This is a genomic window from Phenylobacterium soli, from assembly GCF_003254475.1.
GTDB lineage: Bacteria > Pseudomonadota > Alphaproteobacteria > Caulobacterales > Caulobacteraceae > Phenylobacterium > Phenylobacterium soli.
The window spans coordinates 780,240-802,993 of record NZ_QFYQ01000001.1 but is presented as its reverse complement, the minus strand read 5'-3'; the positions used below and the strand labels follow the sequence as shown (position 1 = coordinate 802,993).

22 protein-coding genes are annotated in these 22,754 nt (G+C 70.2%); 7 read left to right on the top strand and 15 right to left on the bottom strand.

All coding sequences use genetic code 11. From position 1 onward, the window contains the following. Positions 1-5 precede the first annotated feature (5 nt). Both DJ017_RS04100 and purE read right to left on the bottom strand, forming a co-directional pair. Positions 6-1,085 carry a 5-(carboxyamino)imidazole ribonucleotide synthase gene (locus DJ017_RS04100; RefSeq protein ID WP_111527518.1) on the bottom strand — a complete coding sequence of 360 codons (1,080 nt, stop codon included), beginning with the start codon at positions 1,083-1,085 and terminating at the stop codon, positions 6-8. Positions 1,086-1,094: 9 nt separating this feature from the next. Continuing rightward, positions 1,095-1,586, bottom strand: a complete 492-nt coding sequence (purE, locus tag DJ017_RS04095) for a 5-(carboxyamino)imidazole ribonucleotide mutase (RefSeq protein WP_111527517.1) — start codon at positions 1,584-1,586, stop codon at positions 1,095-1,097. Positions 1,587-1,755: 169 nt separating this feature from the next. Between purE and DJ017_RS04090 the strand changes: the two genes are divergently transcribed. Continuing rightward, positions 1,756-2,472, top strand: a complete 717-nt coding sequence (locus tag DJ017_RS04090) for a GGDEF domain-containing protein (RefSeq protein ID WP_111527516.1) — start codon at positions 1,756-1,758, stop codon at positions 2,470-2,472. A gap of 19 nt (positions 2,473-2,491) precedes the next feature. On the opposite strand, the gene DJ017_RS04085 is transcribed toward DJ017_RS04090, so the two are convergent. From DJ017_RS04085 to DJ017_RS04075, 3 genes are read right to left on the bottom strand one after another with little or no spacing between them, the layout of a single operon-like run. Continuing rightward, entirely contained in the window at positions 2,492-2,707 is a 216-nt protein-coding gene (locus DJ017_RS04085; RefSeq protein WP_111527515.1) for a YdcH family protein, read from the bottom strand. Between the two features lie 13 nt (positions 2,708-2,720). After that, on the bottom strand, positions 2,721-3,167 hold the full coding sequence (locus DJ017_RS04080) for a TIGR02444 family protein (protein ID WP_111527514.1): 447 nt from the start codon (positions 3,165-3,167) through the stop codon (positions 2,721-2,723). Next, positions 3,167-3,805: a UbiX family flavin prenyltransferase gene (locus DJ017_RS04075; RefSeq protein WP_111527513.1), complete on the bottom strand. Its 639-nt coding sequence runs from the start codon at positions 3,803-3,805 to the stop codon at positions 3,167-3,169. The genes DJ017_RS04080 and DJ017_RS04075 overlap by 1 nt, the downstream gene beginning before the upstream one ends. Positions 3,806-3,936: 131 nt before the next feature. Between DJ017_RS04075 and DJ017_RS04070 the strand changes: the two genes are divergently transcribed. Beyond that, positions 3,937-4,110 carry a YdcH family protein gene (locus tag DJ017_RS04070; protein ID WP_111527512.1) on the top strand — a complete coding sequence of 58 codons (174 nt, stop codon included), beginning with the start codon at positions 3,937-3,939 and terminating at the stop codon, positions 4,108-4,110. 96 nt (positions 4,111-4,206) lie between these two features. Here the strand turns inward: DJ017_RS04070 and DJ017_RS04065 are convergent, their stop codons facing one another. The 8 genes from DJ017_RS04065 to DJ017_RS04030 all read right to left on the bottom strand — a co-directional run bounded on the left by DJ017_RS04065 (position 4,207) and on the right by DJ017_RS04030 (position 13,497). Next, the gene (locus DJ017_RS04065) at positions 4,207-4,914 is read right to left on the bottom strand and encodes a DUF1013 domain-containing protein (protein WP_111527511.1); all 708 of its coding nucleotides are present in this window, start codon (positions 4,912-4,914) and stop codon (positions 4,207-4,209) included. Positions 4,915-5,060: 146 nt separating this feature from the next. Then, positions 5,061-6,713 (bottom strand): M10 family metallopeptidase C-terminal domain-containing protein, encoded by a 1,653-nt coding sequence (locus DJ017_RS20980; protein ID WP_165830519.1) that lies wholly within the window; start codon positions 6,711-6,713, stop codon positions 5,061-5,063. A 109-nt stretch (positions 6,714-6,822) separates the two neighbouring features. Then, the gene (locus tag DJ017_RS04055; RefSeq protein ID WP_111527510.1) at positions 6,823-7,578 is read right to left on the bottom strand and encodes a DUF72 domain-containing protein; all 756 of its coding nucleotides are present in this window, start codon (positions 7,576-7,578) and stop codon (positions 6,823-6,825) included. A gap of 72 nt (positions 7,579-7,650) precedes the next feature. Next, on the bottom strand, positions 7,651-8,808 hold the full coding sequence (gene ribB, locus DJ017_RS04050; protein WP_111527509.1) for a 3,4-dihydroxy-2-butanone-4-phosphate synthase: 1,158 nt from the start codon (positions 8,806-8,808) through the stop codon (positions 7,651-7,653). After that, positions 8,805-9,380, bottom strand: coding sequence for an NADPH-dependent FMN reductase (locus DJ017_RS04045; RefSeq protein WP_111527508.1), 576 nt, complete (start codon positions 9,378-9,380; stop codon positions 8,805-8,807). The genes ribB and DJ017_RS04045 overlap by 4 nt, the downstream gene beginning before the upstream one ends. Next, a complete protein-coding gene (locus DJ017_RS04040) occupies positions 9,377-11,128 on the bottom strand; it encodes a class I adenylate-forming enzyme family protein (protein ID WP_111527507.1) in 1,752 nt (583 codons plus the stop codon). Before DJ017_RS04040 ends, DJ017_RS04045 begins: the two co-directional genes overlap by 4 nt. A gap of 152 nt (positions 11,129-11,280) precedes the next feature. Further along, the gene (locus DJ017_RS04035; protein ID WP_111527506.1) at positions 11,281-12,609 is read right to left on the bottom strand and encodes an acyl-CoA dehydrogenase family protein; all 1,329 of its coding nucleotides are present in this window, start codon (positions 12,607-12,609) and stop codon (positions 11,281-11,283) included. A gap of 120 nt (positions 12,610-12,729) precedes the next feature. Continuing rightward, the gene (locus DJ017_RS04030; RefSeq protein WP_111527505.1) at positions 12,730-13,497 is read right to left on the bottom strand and encodes a crotonase/enoyl-CoA hydratase family protein; all 768 of its coding nucleotides are present in this window, start codon (positions 13,495-13,497) and stop codon (positions 12,730-12,732) included. A 104-nt stretch (positions 13,498-13,601) separates the two neighbouring features. Here DJ017_RS04030 and DJ017_RS04025 point away from each other — a divergent pair, with 104 nt between their 5' ends. Beyond that, a complete protein-coding gene (locus DJ017_RS04025; RefSeq protein ID WP_227000007.1) occupies positions 13,602-14,834 on the top strand; it encodes a serine hydrolase domain-containing protein in 1,233 nt (410 codons plus the stop codon). Positions 14,835-14,840: 6 nt separating this feature from the next. Here DJ017_RS04025 and DJ017_RS04020 read toward each other — a convergent pair whose 3' ends face one another. After that, positions 14,841-16,349, bottom strand: coding sequence for an MATE family efflux transporter (locus DJ017_RS04020; protein ID WP_111527504.1), 1,509 nt, complete (start codon positions 16,347-16,349; stop codon positions 14,841-14,843). Positions 16,350-16,572: 223 nt separating this feature from the next. Between DJ017_RS04020 and rfbB the strand changes: the two genes are divergently transcribed. Genes rfbB through rfbA form a run of 3 tightly spaced genes read left to right on the top strand, consistent with a single transcriptional unit; the run spans position 16,573 to position 19,396 of the window. Further along, the gene (gene rfbB / locus DJ017_RS04015; RefSeq protein WP_111527503.1) at positions 16,573-17,622 is read left to right on the top strand and encodes a dTDP-glucose 4,6-dehydratase; all 1,050 of its coding nucleotides are present in this window, start codon (positions 16,573-16,575) and stop codon (positions 17,620-17,622) included. Continuing rightward, entirely contained in the window at positions 17,619-18,503 is an 885-nt protein-coding gene (gene rfbD, locus DJ017_RS04010) for a dTDP-4-dehydrorhamnose reductase (RefSeq protein WP_111527502.1), read from the top strand. The genes rfbB and rfbD overlap by 4 nt, the downstream gene beginning before the upstream one ends. Next, the gene (gene rfbA / locus DJ017_RS04005; protein ID WP_111527501.1) at positions 18,500-19,396 is read left to right on the top strand and encodes a glucose-1-phosphate thymidylyltransferase RfbA; all 897 of its coding nucleotides are present in this window, start codon (positions 18,500-18,502) and stop codon (positions 19,394-19,396) included. Before rfbD ends, rfbA begins: the two co-directional genes overlap by 4 nt. A gap of 28 nt (positions 19,397-19,424) precedes the next feature. Here rfbA and DJ017_RS04000 read toward each other — a convergent pair whose 3' ends face one another. Next, a complete protein-coding gene (locus DJ017_RS04000) occupies positions 19,425-20,825 on the bottom strand; it encodes an amino acid permease (protein ID WP_111527500.1) in 1,401 nt (466 codons plus the stop codon). A gap of 151 nt (positions 20,826-20,976) precedes the next feature. Between DJ017_RS04000 and DJ017_RS03995 the strand changes: the two genes are divergently transcribed. Beyond that, positions 20,977-22,725 (top strand): DUF885 domain-containing protein, encoded by a 1,749-nt coding sequence (locus DJ017_RS03995; RefSeq protein ID WP_111527499.1) that lies wholly within the window; start codon positions 20,977-20,979, stop codon positions 22,723-22,725. Positions 22,726-22,754: the final 29 nt, after the last annotated feature.

Here is a 22,754-nt window from a genome sequence, read left to right as displayed (position 1 = left end):
GGCGGCTAGAGCGCCTTGACCCGGTTGAGGTGGCCCATCTTGCGGCCGGGCTTGGCGTCGCGCTTGCCGTAGAGGTGGACGCGGGTCTCCGGCTCGGCGGCGAAGCGACGCCAGTCGTTCGCCTCCTCGCCCAGGAGGTTCAGCATCTCGACCCGGGCGGTCGGATGGGTCGGGCCGAGCGGCCAGCCGGCGACGGCGCGGATGTGCTGTTCGAACTGGTCGACCTCGCAGCCGTCCATGGTCCAGTGGCCGGTGTTGTGCACGCGGGGCGCGATCTCGTTCACCAGCAGGGTCCCGTCGCGCATCTCGAAGAGCTCGATGCCGATGACGCCGACGTAGCCGAGGCCCTTGAGCACCCGGGCGGCGATGCGCTCGGCCTGGTCGGCGAGGGCGGGCGTCACCTGGGCCGGGGCGATCGAGCGGCGCAGAATGCCGTGTTCGTGGTGGTTCTCGGCCAGGGGATAGACCGCGGTGGCGCCGTCGCGGCCGCGGGCGGCGATCACCGAGAGCTCGCGCACGAAGTCGGCGGCGGCCTCGAGGATCACCGGGACCCCGCCCAGGGCCTCGAAGGCGGCCGCGGCGTCGGCGGCGTGCTCGACCCAGCGCTGGCCCTTGCCGTCATAGCCCTCGCGGCGCGTCTTCATCAGCGCCGGGGCGCCGACCTGGTGAGCGGCCTCGACGGCCTCGGCGGCGCTGTCGGCCTTGGCGAAGGCGACGGTGGGCGCGCCGTTGGCGTTCAGGAACGTCTTCTCGACGAGGCGGTCCTGGGCGACCTCGAGGGCCTTGGCGCCGGGCGCCACCTCCACCCCCATCTCGACCAGCTTGGCCACCGAGGCGGCGGGCACGTTCTCGAACTCGTAGGTGACGACGGAGGCGACCTTGGCGAGCTTCTCGAGGCCGGCTGGATCGTCATAGGCCGCGGCGACCGCCTTGGCCGCGACGCGGGCGGCGGGGGCGTCCTTCTCCGGCTCGAGGATGGCGATGTCGAAGCCCAGGCGGCTGGCGGCCACGGCCAGCATGCGGCCGAGCTGGCCGCCGCCGAGGATGCCGATGGTCGAACCGGGAGCGAGCGGCAGGTCGGCCATGGCGGGGCTTTACGCGTCCTCGACGGTTTCGGCGACCGAGGCGGTCTGGGCGGCGCTGAAAGCAGCGACCCGGTCGGCCAGGGCGGCGTCGGTGACCGCCAGGATCCGCGCGGCGAGGATGCCGGCGTTCTTGGCGCCCGCCTCGCCGATGGCCAGGGTGCCGACCGGGATGCCGGCCGGCATCTGGACGATGGAGAGCAGGCTATCCATGCCCTTGAGCGCCTTGGACTCGATCGGCACGCCGAGCACCGGCAGGTCGGTCAGCGAGGCGGTCATGCCGGGCAGGTGCGCGGCCCCGCCGGCCCCGGCGATGATCACCTTGTAGCCGGCGGCCTTCGCGCCCTTGGCGAAGGCGTACATGCGCTCGGGCGTGCGGTGGGCGGAGACCACCTTGGCGTCGTAGGCGACCCCGAGCTCGTCGAGCATTTCGGCGGCCTTCTTCAGGACCGGCCAGTCCGATCGGCTGCCCATGATGATGGCGACCGGCGCGTTTGCGCTCATGTGGTGCTGCTTCCTTACGCCCCGGGTCGGGAAGGGCGCGGAGTATAGGCAGGCGCTTCCGTCGGGCAACCGTGAGGGTTAGGATTCTTCGACTCGGGGCGCGCGCCATTGATTCTCCTCATGGTTCGCCCCCGGCCCCGCGCGAGGCTCGCCGCATGAAGGGTGCAGGATGAAGGTCACGGGTTCGCGCAGCGAGCCGTTCTCCGCGATCCGCCGGCGGGCGCTGGCCCAGGCGGGCGCCCAGGCGGTCGCCGCCCCCGGCCCGACCGACACCGCCGCCTTCCTCGGCCTGACCGAAGCCGACCTGACGCCGGCCGTACGCGCCGCCCTGCAGACCCTGCTCGCCGAAGTCGACGACCTGCGCGGCGAGGTCGGGCGGCTGAAGACCCGGCTGGCCGAGACCGAGGGCCTGGCCGACCGCGACGCCCTCACCCCCCTGCTCAACCGGCGCGCCTTCCTGCGCGAACTGAACCGGGTGCGCACCTTCGCCCAGCGCTACGGCTCGCCGGCCAGCGTCGTCTATTTCGACCTCGACGGCTTCAAGACGGTCAACGACCGCTACGGCCATGCGGCGGGCGACGCGGCCCTGCGGGCGGTGGCCGAGCGGCTGCTGGCCAATGTGCGCGAGAGCGATGTGGTCGGGCGCATGGGCGGCGACGAATTCGCCGTGATCCTGATCCAGGCCGACCAGCAGGTGGCCGAGGCCAAGGCGGCTTCGCTCGCCCACGCCATCGAGAAGGAGCCGATCGCCTTCGGCGATTGGTCGGCGCCGCTGCACATCTCCTACGGCGTGCGCCAGATCAGCCTCGAGTTGGAGCCGGAGCAACTGCTGCACGAGGCCGACGCGGCGATGTTCAGCGCCAAGCGCCAGCGGGGCGCGGCCTAAGGCCGTCAGTCTTCAGTCTTCAGGCCGGGATGTCCGGCGTCAGCATGTCTTCGATGCGGGCGATCTCGTCCTTGAGCGCCAGCTTCTTCCGCTTCAGGCGGCCGATCAGCATCATGTCGGGCAGGGGCGAAAGGGCGATCGCCTGGATCGCCTGATCGAGGTCGGCGTGGTCCTGGCGCAGCTCGGCGAGCTTCTCGCGCAGGGCCTCCTCGGAGATGTCGGAAGGATCGGCCATCGGCGGCGCGATCCTAGCCCAGGGCGGCGGCGAGCGCAGCCAGCTCGGCGTCGGGGGCGGCGGGATTCCACGCCGCGGAGGCGGCCTTGAGGGCGTCCAGGGCGTGGGCGCCGCGCAGCTCATCGCCGGACAGCGCCTCGAGGGCTTCGAGCAGCACGCGCTCGGCCCTCAGCTCGGCGGCCTTGACCTCCTCGCGCAGGCCCTCGCGGGCCGCGTCCTCGACCAGCGGCAGGGCGGGCTTCAGCGCCCGGCGCGCGGCGCGGAGCGGCAGGATGGCGGCGTCCTGCCAGCGGCGGGCGAGATCGGCGGCGCGGGCCATCAGCGCCGGGTCTGCGGCCTCGGCCCAGACGGCCCAGAGCAGCAGCGGGGTGTTCTGGCCGAACTCGTCCTGCAGCCGCAGGCACTGTTCGGGCACGCCGGGCCGCGCATAGGCCTCCAGCGCCCATTCCCAGATCGCCATCAGGGCTCGCCCTTCAGGGTCGGCAGGTCCTCGCCCCAGCGCCGCACCGGCGTCCAGGAAAGGCCGAAGAGGTCGAGGGCGCGGCCCACCGACTGGTCGACCATCTCCTCCAGGCTCGAAGGCCGGGCGTAGAATGCCGGCATCGGCGGGGCGATCACCGCGCCCATCTGGGAGAGCTTGGCCATGGTGCGCAGGTGGCCGAGGTGCAGCGGGCTCTCGCGGACCATCAGCACCAGCGGACGGCGCTCCTTCAAGGTCACGTCGGCGGCGCGGGTCAGCAGCGAGGCGGTCACCCCGGTGGCGATCTCGCTCATGGTGCGCACCGAGCAGGGCGCGACGATCATACCCAGGGTGCGGAAGGAGCCCGAGGCGACGGCGGCGCCGATGTCGCCAACCTTGTGGACCACATCCGCCCGGGCGTTGGCCTCGGCCACGCCGAGACCGGTCTCCTGGGCGAGGGTCAGGGCGGCGGCCTTGCTCATGACGAGGTGGCTCTCGACGCCAAGCTCGCGGGCGGCGTCCAGGGCGCGCAGGCCGTAGACGATGCCGGAGGCCCCGGAAATCCCCACCACCAGGCGGGGACGATCCCCACCTGAGGAAGGCTGGGAGGGCTCGGCCGCCCCTGCGCTTGTGGCCATGCGGAAGGTCCTAAACGCCCTGTGCTCCGGCGCAGCTCAGCGGCGCCGCCTGCAAAGATATGTGATCTGACAGCCGAACACGACGGGTGTTCACTCCTTCGGCTGTCATTCAGCGAAGGAGGCGCTACGTCATGGCCGTGGAAGCCAGGCTCCGCGAACTCGGAGCTCGCCACCAGTCCCTGGAAAAAGCGATCCAGGACGAACTGCGAAGGCCCTCAGCCGACGACCTAAGGCTCCAGGAACTCAAGCGACAGAAACTCAAGCTCAAGGACGAGCTCGAATCCCTCCGAGCCGCGATGCACTGATTTCCCGACCGACGCAGATGAGCCCCTCCCCGATCCGGATCCCGGCCGGGGAGGGTCGCTGCGCGACGGTTTTCCTGCCGCCGGGTACCCCGACGATCAGTCTTCGTCGCCCTCGTCGCTGAACGACGAGAACACCGAGGCGGCGTCTTCGCGGGTCTCGCGGACCTCTTCGTGCGCCTCGTCGTCCACGGTCTCGGCGTCCTCGTAGACGCCGGTCTCGGAGGCCGGGCGCAGCGTCGGGCCATCCCCGGTGATGCCGCGCTTGGCGTCTTCCTTGGCCTTCTTGTCGGCGGCCTTGCGGACCACCTCGTCCAGCTCGAGCTGAGCGACGAGGCCGAGCGTCACCGGGTCCACCGGCTTGATGTTGGCCGCGTTCCAGTGGCTGCGGTTCCGGACCGAGTCGATGGTCGCCTTGGTCGTGCCGAGCAGGCGGGCGATCTGGCTGTCGGCCACTTCCGGGTGGTTGCGCAGGAACCAGGCGATGGCGTCCGGGCGGTCCTGGCGGCGCGACACGGGCGTGTAGCGCGGGCCCTTCTTGACCGGCTTGAGGAGCTCGGCGTGCCGGCTCTTCTGGGCCTTCATCCGGTAGCTGGCGTTCTTCTCCGCCTGGTCCAGCTCCTCGCGCGAGAGCTGGCCATTGGCGATTGGGTCGGCGCCGCGGATGTCGCGCGCCACCTCGCCGTCGGCGATGCCCTTCACCTCGAGCGGGTGAAGGCCGCAGAAGTCGGCGATCTGGTCGAAGGTCAGCGAGGTGTTGTCCACCAGCCAGACGGCGGTCGCCTTGGGCATCAGGATTTCGGTCATGGGCGGTCCCGTTGGGCGTGTTCCGCAGCGCGGATGGCTGGCTGCGGATATCGTGGTTCAGAAACAGAGCCGCCCGGCCTTTCGGCCGGGCGGGGTTGAGGCTTCCATATAGGCCCGAACGCCGGGCGAGGGAACGGATTTCGGCGTCAGGCCCCGAAGATCCAGCCCGGCGGCAGGCTCGACAGGGTGACGCCGTGCAGCGTCAGGCTCGATCCGCCGCCCAGGCTGATGGCCGTGTCCGAGCCCACCTGCGCGGCGGTGTAGGTGGTCCCCGGATCGAGCTGGATGCGGTCGCCCTCGGCGGCGTTGAAGTCGTTGATCACGTCGACGCCCTCGCCGTTGAAGGCGCGGAAGGTGTCGGCCCCGGTCCCGCCGGTCATGGTGTCGTTGCCGAGGTCGCCGGTCAGGTAGTCATTTCCGGCCCCGCCGGTCAGCACGTCGTTCCCCTGGCCGCCGCGCACCACGTCGTCGCCGGCGCCGCCGTCGGCGGTGTCGTTGCCGAGGTTGCCGTTGAGGATGTCGTTGCCGTCCTCGCCGTAGAGCACGTCGTCGTTCTGGCCGCCGGTCACCCAGTCGTTGCCGGCGTTGCCGTGCACCGTGTCGTTGCCGACGTTGCCGTTCTCGCGGTCGAAGGCCGCCCCGCCGTTGATCAGATCGTTGCCGCCGCCGCCGAACAGGGTGTCGCCCGTGTCCTGGCCGTTGAGGGTGTCGGCCCCGGAGCCGCCGAGCGCGGTCTCGATGGTCACGCCCTTGGCGACGGCGACGTTGCCGGTCAGCCCGCCGACGTTGGAGAAGAACCCGGGCCGCAGGTCGATCACCTGGTTCTGGTAGTAGCCGGAGAAGTCGAAGGTGTCGGCGCCGCCGGCGTCCCAGGCGGCGAACACGAGCTTGCTCGAGCTGGAGCTCGCCGCGAACCAGGCCTCGCCGGTGTTGGAGTTGAAGCCATAGACCGTGTCGCCGGTGCGGGTGGCCATGTTGGCCCCGTACTCGAGCTGAGCCGCGGCGATGTCGTCCAGCAGGGGGGCGGCGGCATAGGTCCCGCCGAAGCTGGCCCCGGTGTTGGTCTCGCTGAAGTAGCTCATCACCGTGTACTGGCGGTCGTCCTCGTAATAGGAGGCGTCGCTCGAATAGGTGAGGGTCTGGTCAGCGCTGGCGTTGTAGTCCGACGGATGGTCGAGGCCGATGGCGTGGCCGAGCTCGTGGACCAGCACCTGGCCGCCGTAGTTCCCCGTCGTCGGGGCCTGGTTGTAGCCGAAGGTGTTGTTGATCCAGACGTCGCCGGCCACCGAGCTGGCGGCGGTCGAGCCCGGGAAGTAGCTGAAGGCCGAGGCCCCCGCGACGCCGGACGAATAGTTGCCGAACAGGATGGCGGCGTTGTCGGAATAGGCGAACGGGCCGGTGTCGCCCGCGCCGACCCGCACGAAGTGGATGTTGGCCACGTCCGACCAGGCCTTCAGCGCCAGTTCCGCCTGGTCGATCTGCGCCTGGTTGAACTGGGAGAAGCCGGCGGTGTCGTCCGGCATGGTCGCCGGGGCGCTGGCCCGGTAGGCATAGGTGACGGTGAAGGCCTGGCCGAGCGCGCTGGACCAGCCCGGCGCGCCGCGGATGATCTGGCTGCCCGCCTCATCGATGGTGTAGCTGGTCTTGCCGTTCGGCCCGATGCCGGCGCGGGCGTCGGCGTTCAGATAGGCCTGCAGGCCGGACGAGGCATCGTAGGTCTCGGCCAGCGGGCCAACGCCGGACGCGTGCGCCGAACGGAAGTCGTCCTCGGGCCGCGTCGAGACGAGATCGATGGGCATGTGTTCCCCTGTAGCACACCCATCCCGGGCGAATTCTTAAGCCCAAATGGGCTCGCGAACAACGGCTGCAATTGCGGCGCAAGCGCGCAGAGGTTGTAGAAAAGCCGAGCTATTCCGGCGGCTTAGCTGAGCCGTAGGGCGCCGCGCCGGTGAGCGTCTGCAACCGCTGGGCGTCGAACGGGGCGGCGCTTTTCACGTCGTTGTCGAAGTAGGCGTAGACGTCGCGGCCCTCTGCGCGCCAGCCGGCGATGCGGGCCGCCCAGGCGGCGAGCTCGGCGTCGGGATAGCGGCCGTGGTAGCGCCCGCCGGGACCGTGGCCGCGGACATAGACCCACGAGGCCGTCACCTCCCAAGGCGAGGGCGCGGAATGGTGATCGGAGATGCAGAGCGCCGCGTCGAAGTCGGCGAGGATGCGGAAGACCTCCGGGGCGTACCAGCTGTCGTGCCGGAACTCGACCGTGTGCCGCCGCCCCTTGGGCAGGAGCTGCAGGAAGCCGGCCAGCCGCTCGTCGTTACGGCGCAGCTGCGGCGGCAGCTGGATCAGCGCCGGGCCGTAGTGGTCGCCGAGCGGGGCCATGCGGCCGAACACCAGGGCGACGGGCTCGGCGCAGTCGTTCAGCTTCTTGTTGTGGGTGATGAAGCGGCTGACCTTCCAGGCGAAGGTGAAGCCGGCCGGCGCGCGCCGGGCCCAGCCCTCCACCATGGCCTCCGAGGGCAGGCGGTAGAAGCTGGCGTTGATCTCGGCGGTGTCGAAGACGGACGCGTAGTGCGCGAGCCGGTCCCGGTCCTTGGTCCCCTCGGGATAGAAGGGGCCGGTCCAGTCCTTGTAGGTCCAGCCTGAGCAGCCGATGCGGAGCTCTGTCATCCTCTCACCGTCGTCATCCGCGGGACGCGCCCGGGATGACGAAAGAGGATGACGACGGTTCGGGTTGCGCCCCTAGTCCAGCGGCATGCGCCCGAGGATCTTCAGGCCGTAGCCGGCCGAGGCCGGCAGCACGGTCTTGGACGAGGACAGCAGCATGATGTCCCGCACCCCGAGGTCGAGGAGGATTTGCGCGCCGATGCCGTAGTCGCGCAGGATGTTTTCGCTCTGGTTGGCGTCCGGGCGGCCATAGCGCTCGGAGAGCCAGTGCGGGTTGGGGTCGCGGATGAACACCGCCACCCCGGCTCCGTCGTATTCGGAGATCGCCTGCAGGGCCTTCGGCACATAGTCGCGGCGAGCCTCGACGTGGCCCAGCATGTCGGCGGCCATATCGACGCGGTGCATGCGCACCAGGGTCGGCTTGTCGGGATCGATCTTGCCCTTGGCGAGGACCACGTGCTCGGTCTCGTCGAGGACGTTGCGGTAGACGATCATCCGGAAGCGGCCGCCGTAGGCGGAATCGAAGGGCCGCTCCAGCACCCGCTCGACCTGGCGCTCGGTGCGGCGCCGGTAGGCGATGAGGTCGGCGATCGTGCCGATCTTCATGCCGTGCAGCTGGGCGAAGGCGACGAGGTCGGGGAGCCGGGCCATGGTCCCGTCGTCCTTCATGATCTCGCAGATCACCCCGGCGGCGGAGAGGCCCGCCATGCGGCTGATGTCGACCGCCGCCTCGGTGTGGCCGGCGCGGATCAGGACCCCGCCGTCCTTGGCCACCAGCGGAAAGACGTGGCCCGGCGAGACGATGTCGTCGCAGCCCTTGGTCGGGTCGATCGCCACCGCGATGGTGTGCGCCCGGTCGTGGGCCGAGATGCCGGTGGTGACGCCCTCGCGCGCCTCGATCGAGACGGTGAAGGCGGTGCCGTGGCCGGACTGGTTGTCGGTGGCCATCGGCGGCAGGCGCAGCGCCCGCGCCCGCTCGGCAGTGATCGACAGGCAGATCAGGCCGCGCGCGTGCTTGGCCATGAAGTTGATCTGCTCGGGAGTGGCGAACTGGGCCGGGATGATGACGTCGCCCTCGTTCTCCCGGTCCTCGGCGTCCACCAGGATGTAGGGCCGCCCGTTGCGGGCGTCCTCGATGATGTCCTCGATCGGGCTGATCGCCGAGGTCATCGCATCCTCCGAGCTGGCGCCGCCGGACGAGCCGGGGGGCGGGACGAGATAGGGGCGCTTCATGGGCGGGCTCGCATATTGGCGAATTCCATGACCTGCTCGGCCACCGTGGCAAGCTGCCAGGCGTCCTTGGGTTCGCGGCATTCGCCCGCCTCGTCGAAGAGGCTGGTTCCGGCGTTGAGGGCTGCGCCGAACGGCGTCGGCCAACCCCGAAGGGCATGTATGATCGCGCGCAGCGCCATCAAGGTGGTTCCGGCGGCCTGCCAGCCGTCGGCGGTAATGATGGTCCCCACGGGACGGCCCTGGAAATAGGGCTTTTCGTCCTCGCGGGTCAGCTCGAGGGTGTCGAGGGCGTTCTTGATCACCCCCGAGATCGAGCCGTGGTAGCCGGGGCTGGCGACGAGGATGCCGTCGGCCGCCCGCACCGCCTCGGCCAGGGCCGTCTGCTCGGGCGTGGTCGAACCGGGCCTGGGATCGAAGATCGGCAGCTTGGACAGGAACTCGCCGCCGAACAGGCGGGTCTCGGCGCCCTTGGCCTCGGCCGCGCGCAGGGCGACGGCCAACGCCCGCTCCGTGGAGGAGCCGGCGCGGATGGTGCCGCCGAGGCCGACGATCAGGGGCTTCCGGCCGCTCACGCGGGCTCTTCCTGGAAGACCTTCTTGAGCTCGGTCTTGAGGATCTTGCCGTTGGCGTTGCGCGGCAGGGTCTCGGGCCAGAAGACCACCTTCACCGGCACCTTGAAGGCCGCCAGGCGCGAGCGCACCAGGTCCCGCAGCTCCTGCTCGGTCGCCTCGCCGCCCGGCTTGAGGTGGACCACCGCCGCGGGCTCTTCGCCGAGCGTCTTGTGCGGGATGCCGACGAGGGCGGCGTCCATCACCGCCGGATGGTCGTAGAGGACGTTCTCGACCTCGACGCAGTAGATGTTCTCGCCGCCGCGGATCAGCATGTCCTTGGCGCGGTCGATGATGAACAGGAAGCCTTCCTCGTCGATGCGGGCGAGGTCGCCGGTGCGCAGCCAGCCGTCGACGAAGGTCTCGGCGGTGGCCTCGGGCTTGTTCCAGTAGAGCTTCACCACCTGCGGGCCCTTGACCCACAGCTCGCCGACCGCGCCGGGGGCGAGGACGGTGACGCCGTCGGCCGGATCGCGGATCTGCATCTCGCCGACGGGGGCCGCCGGGCCGGCGCTCTCGGGCCGGTTCTCGTAGTCCTTGCCGAGGTGCGAGGTGAAGGTGGCGGTGGTCTCGGTCATGCCCCAGCCGTTGCCGGGGGCCGAGGCCGGAAAGACCTCGGGGATCTTGCGCACCAGCTCCGGGGCCGAGGGGGCGCCGCCGTAGGTGACGGACTGCAGGGACGAGAGGTCGTACTTCGTGCGGGCCGGATGCTCGATGAGCTGCCAGGCGATGGTCGGCACGCCGCCCGTGGCGTTGACCTTCTCGCGCTCGATGAGCTGCATGGCCGGCTCGGCGTCCCAGCGGCGCATCAGGACGATCTTGCCGCCGGCGTTGATCGTCGGGCCGAGGGTCGCGGAAAGGCCGGTGGCGTGGAATAGCGGCACCACCAGAAGGCTGGTGCGCTGCGGCGCGGTCTTCGGATCGACCACCGGGATCGGCTCGCCGGCGCGCAGGAAGTTGCGGGCCACCGAGATGCCGCCGGCGCCGATGTTGGAGGTCATGTTGCGGTGGGTGCCGAGCGCCCCCTTCGGCCGCCCCGTCGTGCCAGAGGTGTAGAGGATGGTGGCGTCGTCCTCCGGCCCGAGCTCGACGGCGGGCATGGGTTCGACGGGCAGTGCAGCCCAGCCGTTGACCGGGCCGATGACGTCCTCGAGCCGCTGGACGCGCGGATCGGCGGGCGCGTCGGCGAGGCGCGTGACGAGGACGCGCAGGAGGTCGGGACACTCGTCGAGGTGCGGCGCGATCCGCTCCAGCCGCTCGTCGTCGACGATGGCGACCTTGGAGCCGGAGTCGGCCAGGCCGTACTGCAGCTCAGGGCCGGTCCACCAGGCGTTCAGCGGAGTGACGATGGCGCCGGTGATGATCCCGGCGAAGAAGGCGACCGGCCATTCCGGCAGGTTGCGCATGATGACCGCGACCCGGTCGCCCTTGGTCACGCCCTCGGCGGTCAGGCGGTTGGCGAGGCGCACCGCGGCGCGGCCGAAGCCCTCGTAGGTGGCGCGATCGTCCTCGTAGACCATGAACTCGCGCTCCCCGAAGGCGCGGCCATTCTCGAACACGTGGCGCAGCGTCGGCGGGGCGTTCTTCCAGACCTTGGTCCGGATCCCGCGGATCACCTTCTCCTCGATCTCGAACGGCGCGCCCGGGGCGGTGAGACGGGCGTGGGCCTCGGCGATCGACATCACCGGCCAGGACTTGGGACCTTCGGACATGGAAATGGACTCGAAATTATCTGACGCATGAAAATCGGGCTCCCGCCCCGCCAGGGAGGGAGCCCGATGTCACTTATCCCCCGGCGCGGGCCGGCGGAAGCCTTTCGTGCGCGCGCCTCCCGCAAGGGGAGACGCGGGCAGGCACGGGGTGCTCAGGCCGGCTCGGCGGCCTTGCGGCGGGAGGCGTAGGCCTCCTTCAGCTCGGAGAGCTCCTTGGCGTAGCGCTTCTCCGCCTCTTCGCGCAGCTTGGGGATGTGGTAGCCGGGGAAGAGGTCGTTGTCGGGCCGGTAGTCCTTCAGGACCTGCTTGGCGACCGTCACCTTGTGCACCTCGGTCGGGCCGTCGGCGATGCCCATGACCAGCGAGCTGGTGACCATGTGCATGAACGGCATCTCGTTGGAGACGCCCAGGGCGCCGTGCAGGTGCGCGGCCCGGGTGGCGATGTCGTTGTAGACCTTGGGCATCATCACCTTGATGGCGGCGATGTCCTTGCGGACCTTCTGGTAGTCCTTGTGCTTGTCGATCAGCCAGGCGGTGCGCAGCACCATCAGGCGGAAGGCCTCGAGCTGGATCCAGCTCTCGGCGATCTGGTCCTGGACCATCTGCAGGTCGGAGAGCCGCCCGTCGCGGGTGGTGCGCGACACGGCCCGGCGGCACATCAGGTCCAGCGCGTTCTTGCAGGCCCCGACGGTGCGCATGGCGTGGTGGACGCGGCCGCCGCCGAGGCGGACCTGGGCGATGACGAAGGCGCCGCCGCGCTCGCCGAGCAGGGCGTCATAGGGCAGGCGCACATTGGTGTAGCGGACATAGCCCTCGTTGCCGCCGCCGATCTCGCCGCCGCCGCCGACCGCCACGTTGCGCACGATCTCGACCCCGGGCGTGTCGGTGGGGACGAGGAAGATCGAGGTGCGCCTGTAGGGATCCTTGGCGTCCGGATCGGTGATCGCATAGAGCACCAGCACCTTGGCGTAGCGGGCGTTGGTGGAGAACCACTTCTCGCCGTTGATCACCCACTCGTCGCCGTCGAGCACGGCGCGGGTCTTGAAGGTCAGAGGGTCGGAGCCGCCCGTCGGTTCGCTCATCGAGAAGGCGGAGCGGATCTCGCCGTTGAGTAGCGGCCAGAGGTACTTCTCCTTCTGCGCCTCGGTGCCGTAGTGGGCAATGATCTCGGCGTTGCCGCTGTCCGGCGCCTGGCAGCCGAAGACGGTGGGGGCGAGCGAGTTGCGGCCGAGCTTCTCGTTCATGAGGCCGAGCTTGAGCTGGCCATAGCCCTGGCCGCCGAGCTCGGGGCCGAGGTGGCAGGCCCACAGGCCCTGGTCCTTCACCTTCTGCTGCAGCGGCTTGATGAACTTCTCGCGGCCGAGCGGGCCGTGGACGGCCATGCCGAGGTGCGACAGCGGCTCGACCTCCTCGCGCATGAAGTCCTCGATCCAGTCGAGCTTCTTCTGGAACTCAGGATCGGTCTCGAAATCCCAGGCCATCGGCGTTCTCCCAGCAGATATATTTTCGAATTATCGGTACGTTTCTGAGGATCCCGGCATTATCAAACGGCCGTTCGGTTTACGCAACGTCCCTCTAGTCAGGTCTGACTAGAAACGCGCCTAGAAGGCGCCGCCGCGGCCCTGGCCGGCCGCGAAACGGGCGGCGCCTTCGCGGGAGGAGCCGGAGGCCAGGACGGCCATGCCGAGGCCGATCTCCCGGGCCTGGGCGGCGTCCCAGTCGAGACCCCACTGGTCGATGGCCGAGAGCCGGTCGTTGCGCATGCAGAGCTGCGGGAAGCCGGCGATCTGGCGCGCAAGGTCGAGGGCCGCGGCGAGCGCCCCGCCGGCCGGGGCGATGCGGTTGGCGAGGCCGATGTCGAGCGCCTCCTGGGCGGTGACCGGCCGGCCGGTGAGGATCAGGTCCATGGCCCGCGAATGGCCGATCAGGCGCGGCAGGCGCACCGTGCCGAGGTCGATCAGGGGCACGCCGAAGCGGCGGCAGAAGACCCCGAAGACCGCGTCCTCGGCGGCGACGCGCAGGTCCGCCCAACAGGCGACCTCCAGCCCGCCGGCCACGGCGTGACCCTCGACCGCGGCGATCACCGGCTTGCCGAGCCGCAGCCGGGTGCAGCCCATGGGGCCAAGGTCGCCCTCGGCATGGACCGGATTGCCGCCGCCCTCGCTGATCGCCTTCAGGTCGGCGCCGGCGCAGAACGCCCCGCCGCGGCCCTGCAGCACCGCGACGTCGAGCTCCTCGTCGGCGTCGAAGGCCTTGAAGGCGTCGTAGAGCGCCCGCGCGGTCGGTCCGTCGACGGCGTTGCGCCGTTCGGGCCGCTCGATGGTGACGACGGCGATGCGGCCATCCCGTTCGACGCTGACGGTGCTCATGAATTTCCTCCCTGATCGATGTTCATGTGGCGCTTGCGGGCGCCGGTAAGGCAAGGGCTAATGGCGGCCGACAGACCGCCCAGAAAGACGCCCGGAGGACCGCCATGGACCAGATGAGCCGCGCCACCTCGCTCGGATTTTCACCCGACCGCCTGGCCCGCATCGACCGCCACCTGAAGGCCTATGTGGACGCCGGCAAGCTGCCCTGCGCCCAGTTCGTCCTCGCCCGGCAGGGACAGGTGGTCCACCAGGCGCTGGCCGGCGAGCAGGACCCGGAGCGCGGCACGCCGCTCGCCGAGAACACCGTCTTCCGCATCTATTCCATGACCAAGCCGATCACCTCGGTGGCGCTGATGACCCTGGTCGAGGAAGGGCTGATCGCCCTCGACGACCCGGTGGCCAAGCACATCCCCGAATGGAAGGACCTCGGCGTCTTCGACGCGGGCATCGAGCCCGCCTTCATGACCAAGCCCTGCGCGCGACCGATGCAGGTGGTCGACCTGCTGCGCCACACCTCGGGCCTGACCTACGGCTTCCAGAACCGCAGCAACGTCGACGCCGCCTACCGGAAGCTGAAGCTCGAAGCCTTCCACGGCGGAGCCGACCTCGAAGGCTTCGTCCGCCAGCTCGCCAGGCTGCCGCTGGAGTTCTCGCCGGGCGAGGCGTGGAACTACTCGGTCTCCACCGACGTCTGCGGCTACCTGGTGCAGAAGGTGGCGGGCAAGCCGCTCGACGAGGTGTTCGCCGAGCGCATCTTCCGGCCGCTGAAGATGGTCGACACCGGCTTCTTCGTCCGCGAGGACCAGAGGAGCCGCTTCGCCGCCTGCTACGAGGCCAAGCCCGGCGGCGGCATCAAGCTGCAGGACGACCCCACCACCAGCCCCTACCTCGGCCCGCCGCAGCTGCTGTCGGGCGGCGGCGGCCTGGTCTCGACGGCCGCCGACTACCTGCGCTTCGCCAACATGCTGGTGAACGGCGGCGAGCTCGACGGGGCGCGGATCCTGGCGCCCAAGACCATCCGCCTGATGGCGTCCAACCACCTGCCGGGCGGGGCGGACCTGACCCAGATGTCGCGCTCGCTGTTCTCGGAGAGCACCAACGCCGGCGTCGGCTTCGGCCTCGGCTTCGCGGTGGTGTTCGATCCGCCGAAGACCCTGATCCCCTGCAGCCAGGGCGAGTTCTATTGGGGCGGCATGGCCTCGACCGCCTTCTGGGTGGATCCGGTGGAGGAGGTCACGGCGGTGTTCATGACCCAGCTCATCCCGTCCTCGACCTACGCCATCCGCCGCGAGCTGCGCACCCTCGTCTACGGCGCCCTGATGGAGACCAACGCCTAAGGCGGACTAGGAGCGGACCGGAGAGGGCTCACCGAGGGCCTTCTCCTCGGCCTCGATGATGGCCTCGCTCTCCTCGATCATCGGCTGGCCGAGCCCGGTGTCGGGCGCGTCCGAGCTCGGCCGCACGTCGAGCATGCGCGCCTTGCGCCAGCCGCCCCAGCGGTAGTAGCCCGCGGCCAACACCAGGGTCGTCAGGCTGCCGATCGGGAAGGAGAGCCAGACCGCGTCGGCGCCCATGGCCGGCATCAGCAGGTTGGCGAAGGGGATCCGCACCACCCACAGCGAGATCACCATGGCCAGCAGCGGCGGCCAGACCGCGCCGGTGGCGCGCACCACGCCGGAGAAGATGAAGGCCATGCCGAAGGCGATGAAGCCCCAGAGCACGAAGCTGTTGATGTGGACGGCGATCGGCAGGGAGGGGCTGGAGCCCGGCAGGAAGACCCGCAGGACGAGGCCCTCGGTCAGGTAGATCACCAGCACCGGGGCGGCGGTCATCAGGAAGGCGTAGAGCACGCCGGTGTGGGCCACCTTCTCCACCCGGTCGATCCGGCCGGCGCCGACGTTCTGCGCGGCCATGGAGGAGACCGCCGCGCCGAGCGCCATCGACGGCATCTGGACGTAGGTCCACAGCTGCGCCGCCGCGCCATAGGCCGCCGAGGTGTGCACGCCGTAGAGGTTGACCAGGCTCATCATGGTCACCGCCGCCAGGCTGATGACGATCATCTGGAAGCCCATCGGCAGGCCCTTGAGGATCAGGGTGCGGATGATCTTCAGGTCGGGGACCAGCAGGCCGAACTCGGCGGGCCTCAGCACCAGGATCGAGCCCGACCGGTAGAGGTAGGCCAGCATGGCGGCGAGCGTCACCGTCTGGGAGATCAGGGTGGAGAAGGCCGAGCCGGCGATGCCGAGCCTGGGGAACGGCCCGACGCCGATGATCAGCATCGGGTTGAGGATGACGTCGAGAACCACCGACATCAGGGAGAAGTAGAAGGGCGTGCGGCTGTCGCCCGTCCCCCGCATGGCCATCATCACGTAGCTGAAGAAGTACATGAACGGCATGGCGGTGAAGATCACCCGCAGGTAGGCGATCGCGTCGATCCGCGCGTCGGCCGGGGTGCGCATGGCGTCGAGGATGCCGGGCGTCAGCAGGTAGCCGGCGACGCCGACCATCAGCGACAGGGCCAGGAAGAAGGCGGTGCAGGAGCCGACCACCTTCTTGGCGAGATCGCGGTCCTCCGCGCCGATCGCCTGGCCGATCATGATGTTGGCGGCCATGGAGATGCCGAACACCGCGCCCAGCATCAGGAAGAAGATCTGGTTGGAGTTGGAGGTGGCGGTGAGCGCCGCCTCGCCGAGCTGGTGGCTGACCCAGAAGGCGTTGGCGGTGCCGTTCAGCGATTGCAGTATGTTGGAGCCCAGCACCGGCAGGGCGAAGGTGATCAGCGTCTTGCCGATCGGCCCGGAGGTCAGGTCCGGCCCCTTGCGGCCCCTCGCGCTGGCGTCCTTGGGCTGCAAGAGCTCTTCCCCATTTGGCCCGCCGGTATGCGCGGGCGCGCCGGTCACCCGGCCGCGGGGCGGCCGGAGACCGATTCTTCAAAATGCACCGAAATGGTAGGTAGCCGCCGCGCCGGCTTCAAGCGCGCGCCCACTCCAGCTTGAGCCGGCAGGGTTTCGCTGTAAGAGCAGGCTGTTGAGGGGCGCCGGTGGCGAAAGTCCGCCGACAAGCTAGAAAGACCGCATGAAGATCCTGATCACGGGCGGCGCCGGGTTCATCGGCTCGGCCGTCGTGCGCAAGGCGATCGCCGACGGCCACGAGGTGGTGAACCTCGACAAGCTGACCTATTCGGCGAACCTGGAGAACGTGGCCGGCGTGGCGGCGAGCCGGGCCTACGCCTTCGAAGAGGCCGACGTGGCCGATCCCCGGCGGGTGACCGACATCTTCGCGCGCCACCAGCCCGACGCGGTCATGCACCTGGCCGCCGAGAGCCACAACGACCGGGCCATCGAAGGGCCGATGGAGTTCGTGGTCTCCAACGTGGTCGGCACCGCCGTGCTGCTGGAGGCGGCGCGGGCCTACTGGAACGGGCTGCCGGCCGAGCGTAAGGCCGGCTTTCGCTTCCACCACGTCTCCACCGACGAGGTATTCGGCGCGCTCGGCGAGGACGGGGCCTTCTCGGAGGCGACGCCCTACGATCCCAACTCGCCCTACTCGGCCTCCAAGGCCGGCGCCGACCACCTGGTGCGCGCCTGGGGCCGCACCTATGGCCTGCCGGTGGTGATCACCAACTGCGCCAACAACTACGGGCCCTACCAATTCCCCGAGAAGCTGATCCCGACGGTGATCAGCCGGGCCATGGAGGGCAAGTCGATCCCGATCTACGGCGACGGCCGCCAGGTGCGCGACTGGCTGCACGTGGACGACCACGCCGAGGCCTTGCTGCTGGTGCTGACCAGGGGGCGGCTGCAGGAGACCTACTGCATCGGCGGCACGCCCAACCGGCGCAACCTGGAGATCGTTCAGCTGCTCTGCGCGGCGCTCGACAAGTACGCCCCGGCCAACACCGCCCACGCAGACAAGATCACCTTCGTCGCCGACCGGCCGGGCCACGATTTCCGCTACGCCATCGACGCCTCCAAGCTGAAGGCCGAGCTCGGCTGGCAGGCGAAAACCAGCCTCGAGGACGGGCTCGATGAGACCGTCCGCTGGTACGTCGAGAACAAGGACTGGGTGCAGCGCATCCGCGACCGCGGCTTCCACTCCGAGCGCCTGGGGCTGGTGAAGGCGTGAGCTTGCGGATCCTGCAGTTCGGCAAGACCGGGCAGCTGGCGACGGAGCTCCGCCGCCGCGCGGTGGAGGACGGCCTGGCGCTGAGCGCCCTGTCACACGCCGAGGCCGACTTCGCCGACCCCGAGGGCTGCGCGGCCCAGGTGGGCGCCCATGCGCCGGACCTGGTGGTCATCGCCGCGGCCTACACCGCCGTCGACCAGGCCGAGAGCGAACGCGAGCTCGCCTTGCGGATCAACGCCGAGACGCCGGGGGCGATCGCCGCGGCGGCCGACAAGGCCGGCGCCGCCGTGGTCCACGTCTCCACCGACTATGTGTTCGACGGCGAGAAGGGCGCGCCCTACGTCGAGACCGACCCGACCAACCCGCTCAACGTCTACGGCGCCTCCAAGCTGGCCGGCGAGGCGGCGGTGCTGGAAGCCTGCGCGCGGGCGACCGTGCTGCGCACCTCCTGGGTGGTCTCTGCCCACGGCAAGAACTTCGTGAAGACCATGCTGCGGGTGGCCGCGGAAGGACATCCGCTGAAGGTCGTCGATGACCAGTTCGGCCGCCCGACCGCGGCCGGCGACCTCGCCCAGTTCATCCTCGACCAGACCGCGCGGCTGACCGTCTCGGCGGGCGATCCGGCGTTCGGCCTGTTCCACTTCGCCAACGCCGGCGAGGTGAGCTGGAAGGGCTTCGCCGAGGCGATCTTCGAAGAGGCGCTCGGCGAGGCCGCGCCCAGGGTCGAGGCGATCCGCACCGCCGACCGCCCCTCGCCGGCGCGCCGGCCGCTACGCGGCACCCTCGACACCACGCGCCTGGAGCGCGTCTTCGGCTACAGCCCGCGGCCCTGGCGGACGGCGCTGGCCGAGATCATCGACGAGTTGAAGGTCACCTCATGAGGCGCGGCATCATCCTGGCGGGCGGCGCGGGCACGCGGCTGCATCCGCTGACCCTGGCGGTCTCCAAGCAGCTGCTGCCGGTCTACGACAAGCCGATGATCTACTACCCGCTGTCGGTGCTGCTGCTGGCCGGGGTGCGTGAGATCCTGATCATCACCACGCCGGAGGACCAGCCGCAGTTCAAGCGCCTGCTGGGCGACGGCTCGCAGATCGGCGTGCGGTTCGAATACGTCGTCCAGCCCACGCCGGGGGGCCTCGCCGAAGCCTACCTGCTGGGCGAGGATTTCGTCGGCGGCGAGCCGAGCGTCATGATCCTCGGCGACAACATCTTCTTCGGCCAGAACTTCGGCCAGATGCTGGCGAGGGCCTCGGCGCGAACCGAGGGGGCGACGGTGTTCGGTTATCCGGTGCACGATCCCGAGCGCTACGGCGTGGTCGAGCTCAGCCCCGAGGGCAAGGCGCTGTCCATCGTCGAGAAGCCGGCCAGGCCGAAGTCGAACTACGCGGTCACCGGGCTCTACTTCTACGACGGCCGGGCCAGCGAGCTGGCCAAGACCCTGACCCGCTCGGACCGCGGCGAGCTGGAGATCACCGCCCTCAACCAGCTCTACCTCGAGGCCGGCGAGCTGCACGTCGAGCTGCTCGGCCGCGGCTTCGCCTGGGAGGACGCCGGCACCCACGACAGCCTGATCCAGGCCGGCGAGCTGATCCGCACCTTCGAGCAGCGCCAGGGCCTGCGGATCGGCTGCATCGAGGAGATCGCCTTCCGCCAGGGCTGGATCGACGCCGCCCAGCTCAAGGCCATCGCCGACACCCAGGCCAAGAGCGAGTACGGCCGCTACCTGCGCGAACTCGCCGAGGCCGGCCCGGGGGTCGAGGAGCCGGCGGAGTAGGCGGGCGCCGCCCCCGGCGGGGCGTCCGTCAGGCGCTCGCCAGCGCGCTCTTCGTCCGGCCGTAGGCCAGGTAGACGACGACGCCCACGGCGTTCCACGCGAAGAAGAAGCCGATCGTCTTCGCCGACAGGCTGGTGAAGAGATAGAGGCAACCCAGCACCGCGGCCGGGCCGATGACCCAGACGAGCGGGGTGGTGAACGGCCGCTCCAGCTGCGGCGCGCGGCGGCGCAGCGCCATGACCGCGCAGGCGGTGGCGATGAAGGCCGCCAGGGTGCCGGCGTTGGCCAGGGACGCGATCTCGGAGAGCGGCAGGAAGCCGGCGATCACCGCCGAGATCAGGCCGGTCAGCACCGTCACCGCCACCGGCACGCCGCGCCGGTCGACGCCGGCGAGGCCGCGCGGCAGCAGGCCGTCGCGGGCCATGGCGAAGAACACCCGGCTCTGGCCGAACATGAAGACCATAATGACCGTCGGCAGGGCGACCACCGCGGCCCCGGCGATCAGCGAGGCGGCGCCCGGTCGGCCGAGCTGACGCAGGACGAAGGCCAGCGGCTCGGGGCTCTTGGAGAAGGCGTCGAAGGGCTGGGCGCCGAGGGCGGCGGCGGCCACCACCATGTAGATCAGGGTGCAGATGACCATCGAGCCGACGATGCCGATCGTCAGGTCCCGCCGGGGATTCTTGGCCTCCTCTGCGGCCGTGGAAATGGCATCGAAGCCGTAGAAGGCGAAGAAGATGATCGCCGCCGCGCCCATCACCCCGTACTTCTTGCCGTCGATCTCGTGCGCCCCGAAGCCGAAGGGTGCAAAGGGGTGGAAATGGCTGGCGTCGAAGGCCGGCAGGGTGAAGGCGACGAAGGCGGCGAGCGCCACCAGCTTCACGCAGACCAGGACGAAGTTGACCGTCGCGCTCTCGCGGGTGCCGACCAGCAGCATGCCGGTGACCGCGATGGCGATGAACACCGCCGGCAGGTTGACGATCCCGCCCGCCTCGGGGCCCGCCAGCAGGGTGGCCGGAATCGGCCAGCCGGCCGACCTGATGAGGCCGGTGGCGTAGCCGGCCCAGCCCACCGACACGGCCGAGCAGACCAGGGTGTATTCGAGGATCAGGCTCCAGCCGATCACCCAGGCGACCATCTCGCCGAGCGTCACGTAGGAATAGGTGTAGGCGCTGCCGGCCTGGGGCGTGAGCGAGGCCATCTCGGCGTAGCAGAGGGCGGCGCAGGCGCAGACCGCGCCGGCCACCGCGAACGAGAGGATCACGGCCGGGCCGGCGAGGCCCGCGGCCACGCCGGTCAGGGTGTAGATGCCGGTGCCGATGATGGCGCCGACGCCCAGCGCCACGAGGTGCGGCCAGCCGAGGGTCTTCTTGAGGCCCGAGCCCTCGCGATGGGCGGCTTCCACCGGCTTGCGGCGCGTGACGAAACTCATGTGCGAATCCCCCGAGGGCTGGAATCCCTGCCCTTTGGAGCGGCACCATGAGGGCATGAGCGGCCCCCGACAAGTGCCGTCAGGGGCGAAGTGTTGTGTGGCGTCCCGGCTTGCGCCAGCTTGGCGGCTCAAGATTTGGGGGAAGTCTCAGATGCGTCGCCTGCTCATCGCGCTCGTCCTGGTGCTCGTCGCGGGGCCGGCCCTGGCGGACGATCGGCCGCTCAACCGGCTGGTGGCCGACTACGAGGCCTGGGCCCTGGCCGACGATCCGTTCACCGCCGGCCGCGAAGGCGACAAGGCGGCCCTCGCCCGCCTGCCCGACCCGACGCCCGCGGCCGACGCCCGGCGCAAGGCGGCGCTCGGCGCCTTCCAGGCGCGGCTGAAGGCCATCGCGCCCAAGGGGCTCTCGTCCGGGGCGCGGCTGAACCGCGACTTCCTGGCCTGGACGCTGGATCGGCGCCTGAAGAGCCTTTCCTTCGACGAGGCGCGGCTGCCGTTCAATTCCGACGGCGGCTTCGACAACGAGCTCGACTACTTCGCCTCGACCACCAACCTCGACTCCGAGGCCGACGCGCGGGCCTGGATCGCCCGCCTGACCGCCCTGCCGGACTTTTACGCGGCCAACATCGACAACGCCCGCCGGGGCGCGCGCACCGGCTTCACCCAGCCGGTGGAGAACACCGAGGCGGTGATCGCCCGCGCCGAGCAGGAGGCCGCCCAGGCGCCGGAGACCGACCCGCTGCTGAAGCCGTTCGCGACCTTCCCCGCCTCCGTTCCGGCGGCGCGCCAGGCGGCGCTGCGGGCCGAGGCCGAGGGCTTGATCCGCGAGAAGATCCGGCCGGCCCGCGCGGCCTTCGTCAGCTTCCTGAAGACCGAGTACCTGCCGGCCTCTCGCAAGACCCTGGGGGTGCGCAGCGTGCCCGGCGGCGAGGCCTACTACCGCTGGCTGGTGGCCGACCACACGACCACGGACCTGACGCCGGACCAGATCCACGACATCGGCCTCTCCGAAGTGAAGCGCATCCGCGCCGAGATGGACGCGGTGATCGGCCAGACCGGCTTCAAAGGCGACCTGCCGGCCTTCATCGCCATGCTGCGCAAGGATCCGCGGTTCTACGTCACCAGCCGCCAGGCGCTGCTGGAGAAGGCCTCGGAGATCGCCAAGCGGGTCGACGACAAGCTGCCGCGCTACTTCGCGACCCTGCCGCGGCTGACCTTCGGCGTGCGGCCGGTCCCCGCCGAGATCGAGGAGACCTACACCTCGGCCCGCTACTTCGAGGGCTCGCCCAAGCAGGGCGTCGCCGGCGGGTACATGGTCAACACCAGCCACCTCGACCAGCGGCCGCTCTACGAGCTGCCGGCCCTGACCCTGCACGAGTCAGCGCCGGGCCATCACACCCAGATCGCCCTCGGCCAGGAGCTGGAGGACGTGCCGACCTTCCGCCGCGAGGCCGACGTCACCGCCTTCACCGAGGGCTGGGGCCTCTACGCCGAACAGCTCGGCGTCGAGATGGGCGTCTACCGAGACCCCTACGAACAGTTCGGCCGGCTCTCCATGGAGATGTGGCGCGCCTGCCGGCTGGTGGCCGACACCGGCATCCACTGGAAGGGCTGGACGCTGGACCAGGCCCGCGCCTGCTTCACCGAGAACACCGCGCTTGCGCCGCACAACATCGAGGTCGAACTCGCCCGCTACGTCGGCTGGCCCGGCCAGGCGCTGGCCTACAAGATCGGCGAGCTGAAGATCCTGGAATTGCGCCACAAGGCCGAGGCGGCGCTGGGCCCGAAGTTCGACGTCCGGCGCTTCCACGACGCGGTGCTGCTGGCCGGGCCCCTGCCGCTGAACCTGCTGGAGACGCGCATCGACGCCTGGATCGCCGCGGAGAAGGCGCGCGCCTGAGCCCTCCCCAAAACTGACGCCCGCGTCAT

Excerpts from the sequence above, each read along its gene's own strand:
- DJ017_RS04100 (WP_111527518.1), bottom strand. The coding sequence starts at position 1,085 with ATGGCCGACCTGCCGCTCGCTCCCGGTTCGACCATCGGCATCCTCGGC.
- purE (WP_111527517.1), bottom strand. The coding sequence starts at position 1,586 with ATGAGCGCAAACGCGCCGGTCGCCATCATCATGGGCAGCCGATCGGAC.
- DJ017_RS04090 (WP_111527516.1), top strand. The coding sequence starts at position 1,756 with ATGAAGGTCACGGGTTCGCGCAGCGAGCCGTTCTCCGCGATCCGCCGG.
- DJ017_RS04085 (WP_111527515.1), bottom strand. The coding sequence starts at position 2,707 with ATGGCCGATCCTTCCGACATCTCCGAGGAGGCCCTGCGCGAGAAGCTC.
- DJ017_RS04080 (WP_111527514.1), bottom strand. The coding sequence starts at position 3,167 with ATGGCGATCTGGGAATGGGCGCTGGAGGCCTATGCGCGGCCCGGCGTG.
- DJ017_RS04075 (WP_111527513.1), bottom strand. The coding sequence starts at position 3,805 with ATGGCCACAAGCGCAGGGGCGGCCGAGCCCTCCCAGCCTTCCTCAGGT.
- DJ017_RS04070 (WP_111527512.1), top strand. The coding sequence starts at position 3,937 with ATGGCCGTGGAAGCCAGGCTCCGCGAACTCGGAGCTCGCCACCAGTCC.
- DJ017_RS04065 (WP_111527511.1), bottom strand. The coding sequence starts at position 4,914 with ATGACCGAAATCCTGATGCCCAAGGCGACCGCCGTCTGGCTGGTGGAC.
- DJ017_RS20980 (WP_165830519.1), bottom strand. The coding sequence starts at position 6,713 with ATGCCCATCGATCTCGTCTCGACGCGGCCCGAGGACGACTTCCGTTCG.
- DJ017_RS04055 (WP_111527510.1), bottom strand. The coding sequence starts at position 7,578 with ATGACAGAGCTCCGCATCGGCTGCTCAGGCTGGACCTACAAGGACTGG.
- ribB (WP_111527509.1), bottom strand. The coding sequence starts at position 8,808 with ATGAAGCGCCCCTATCTCGTCCCGCCCCCCGGCTCGTCCGGCGGCGCC.
- DJ017_RS04040 (WP_111527507.1), bottom strand. The coding sequence starts at position 11,128 with ATGTCCGAAGGTCCCAAGTCCTGGCCGGTGATGTCGATCGCCGAGGCC.
- DJ017_RS04035 (WP_111527506.1), bottom strand. The coding sequence starts at position 12,609 with ATGGCCTGGGATTTCGAGACCGATCCTGAGTTCCAGAAGAAGCTCGAC.
- DJ017_RS04030 (WP_111527505.1), bottom strand. The coding sequence starts at position 13,497 with ATGAGCACCGTCAGCGTCGAACGGGATGGCCGCATCGCCGTCGTCACC.
- DJ017_RS04025 (WP_227000007.1), top strand. The coding sequence starts at position 13,602 with ATGGACCAGATGAGCCGCGCCACCTCGCTCGGATTTTCACCCGACCGC.
- rfbB (WP_111527503.1), top strand. The coding sequence starts at position 16,573 with ATGAAGATCCTGATCACGGGCGGCGCCGGGTTCATCGGCTCGGCCGTC.
- rfbA (WP_111527501.1), top strand. The coding sequence starts at position 18,500 with ATGAGGCGCGGCATCATCCTGGCGGGCGGCGCGGGCACGCGGCTGCAT.
- DJ017_RS04000 (WP_111527500.1), bottom strand. The coding sequence starts at position 20,825 with ATGAGTTTCGTCACGCGCCGCAAGCCGGTGGAAGCCGCCCATCGCGAG.
- DJ017_RS03995 (WP_111527499.1), top strand. The coding sequence starts at position 20,977 with ATGCGTCGCCTGCTCATCGCGCTCGTCCTGGTGCTCGTCGCGGGGCCG.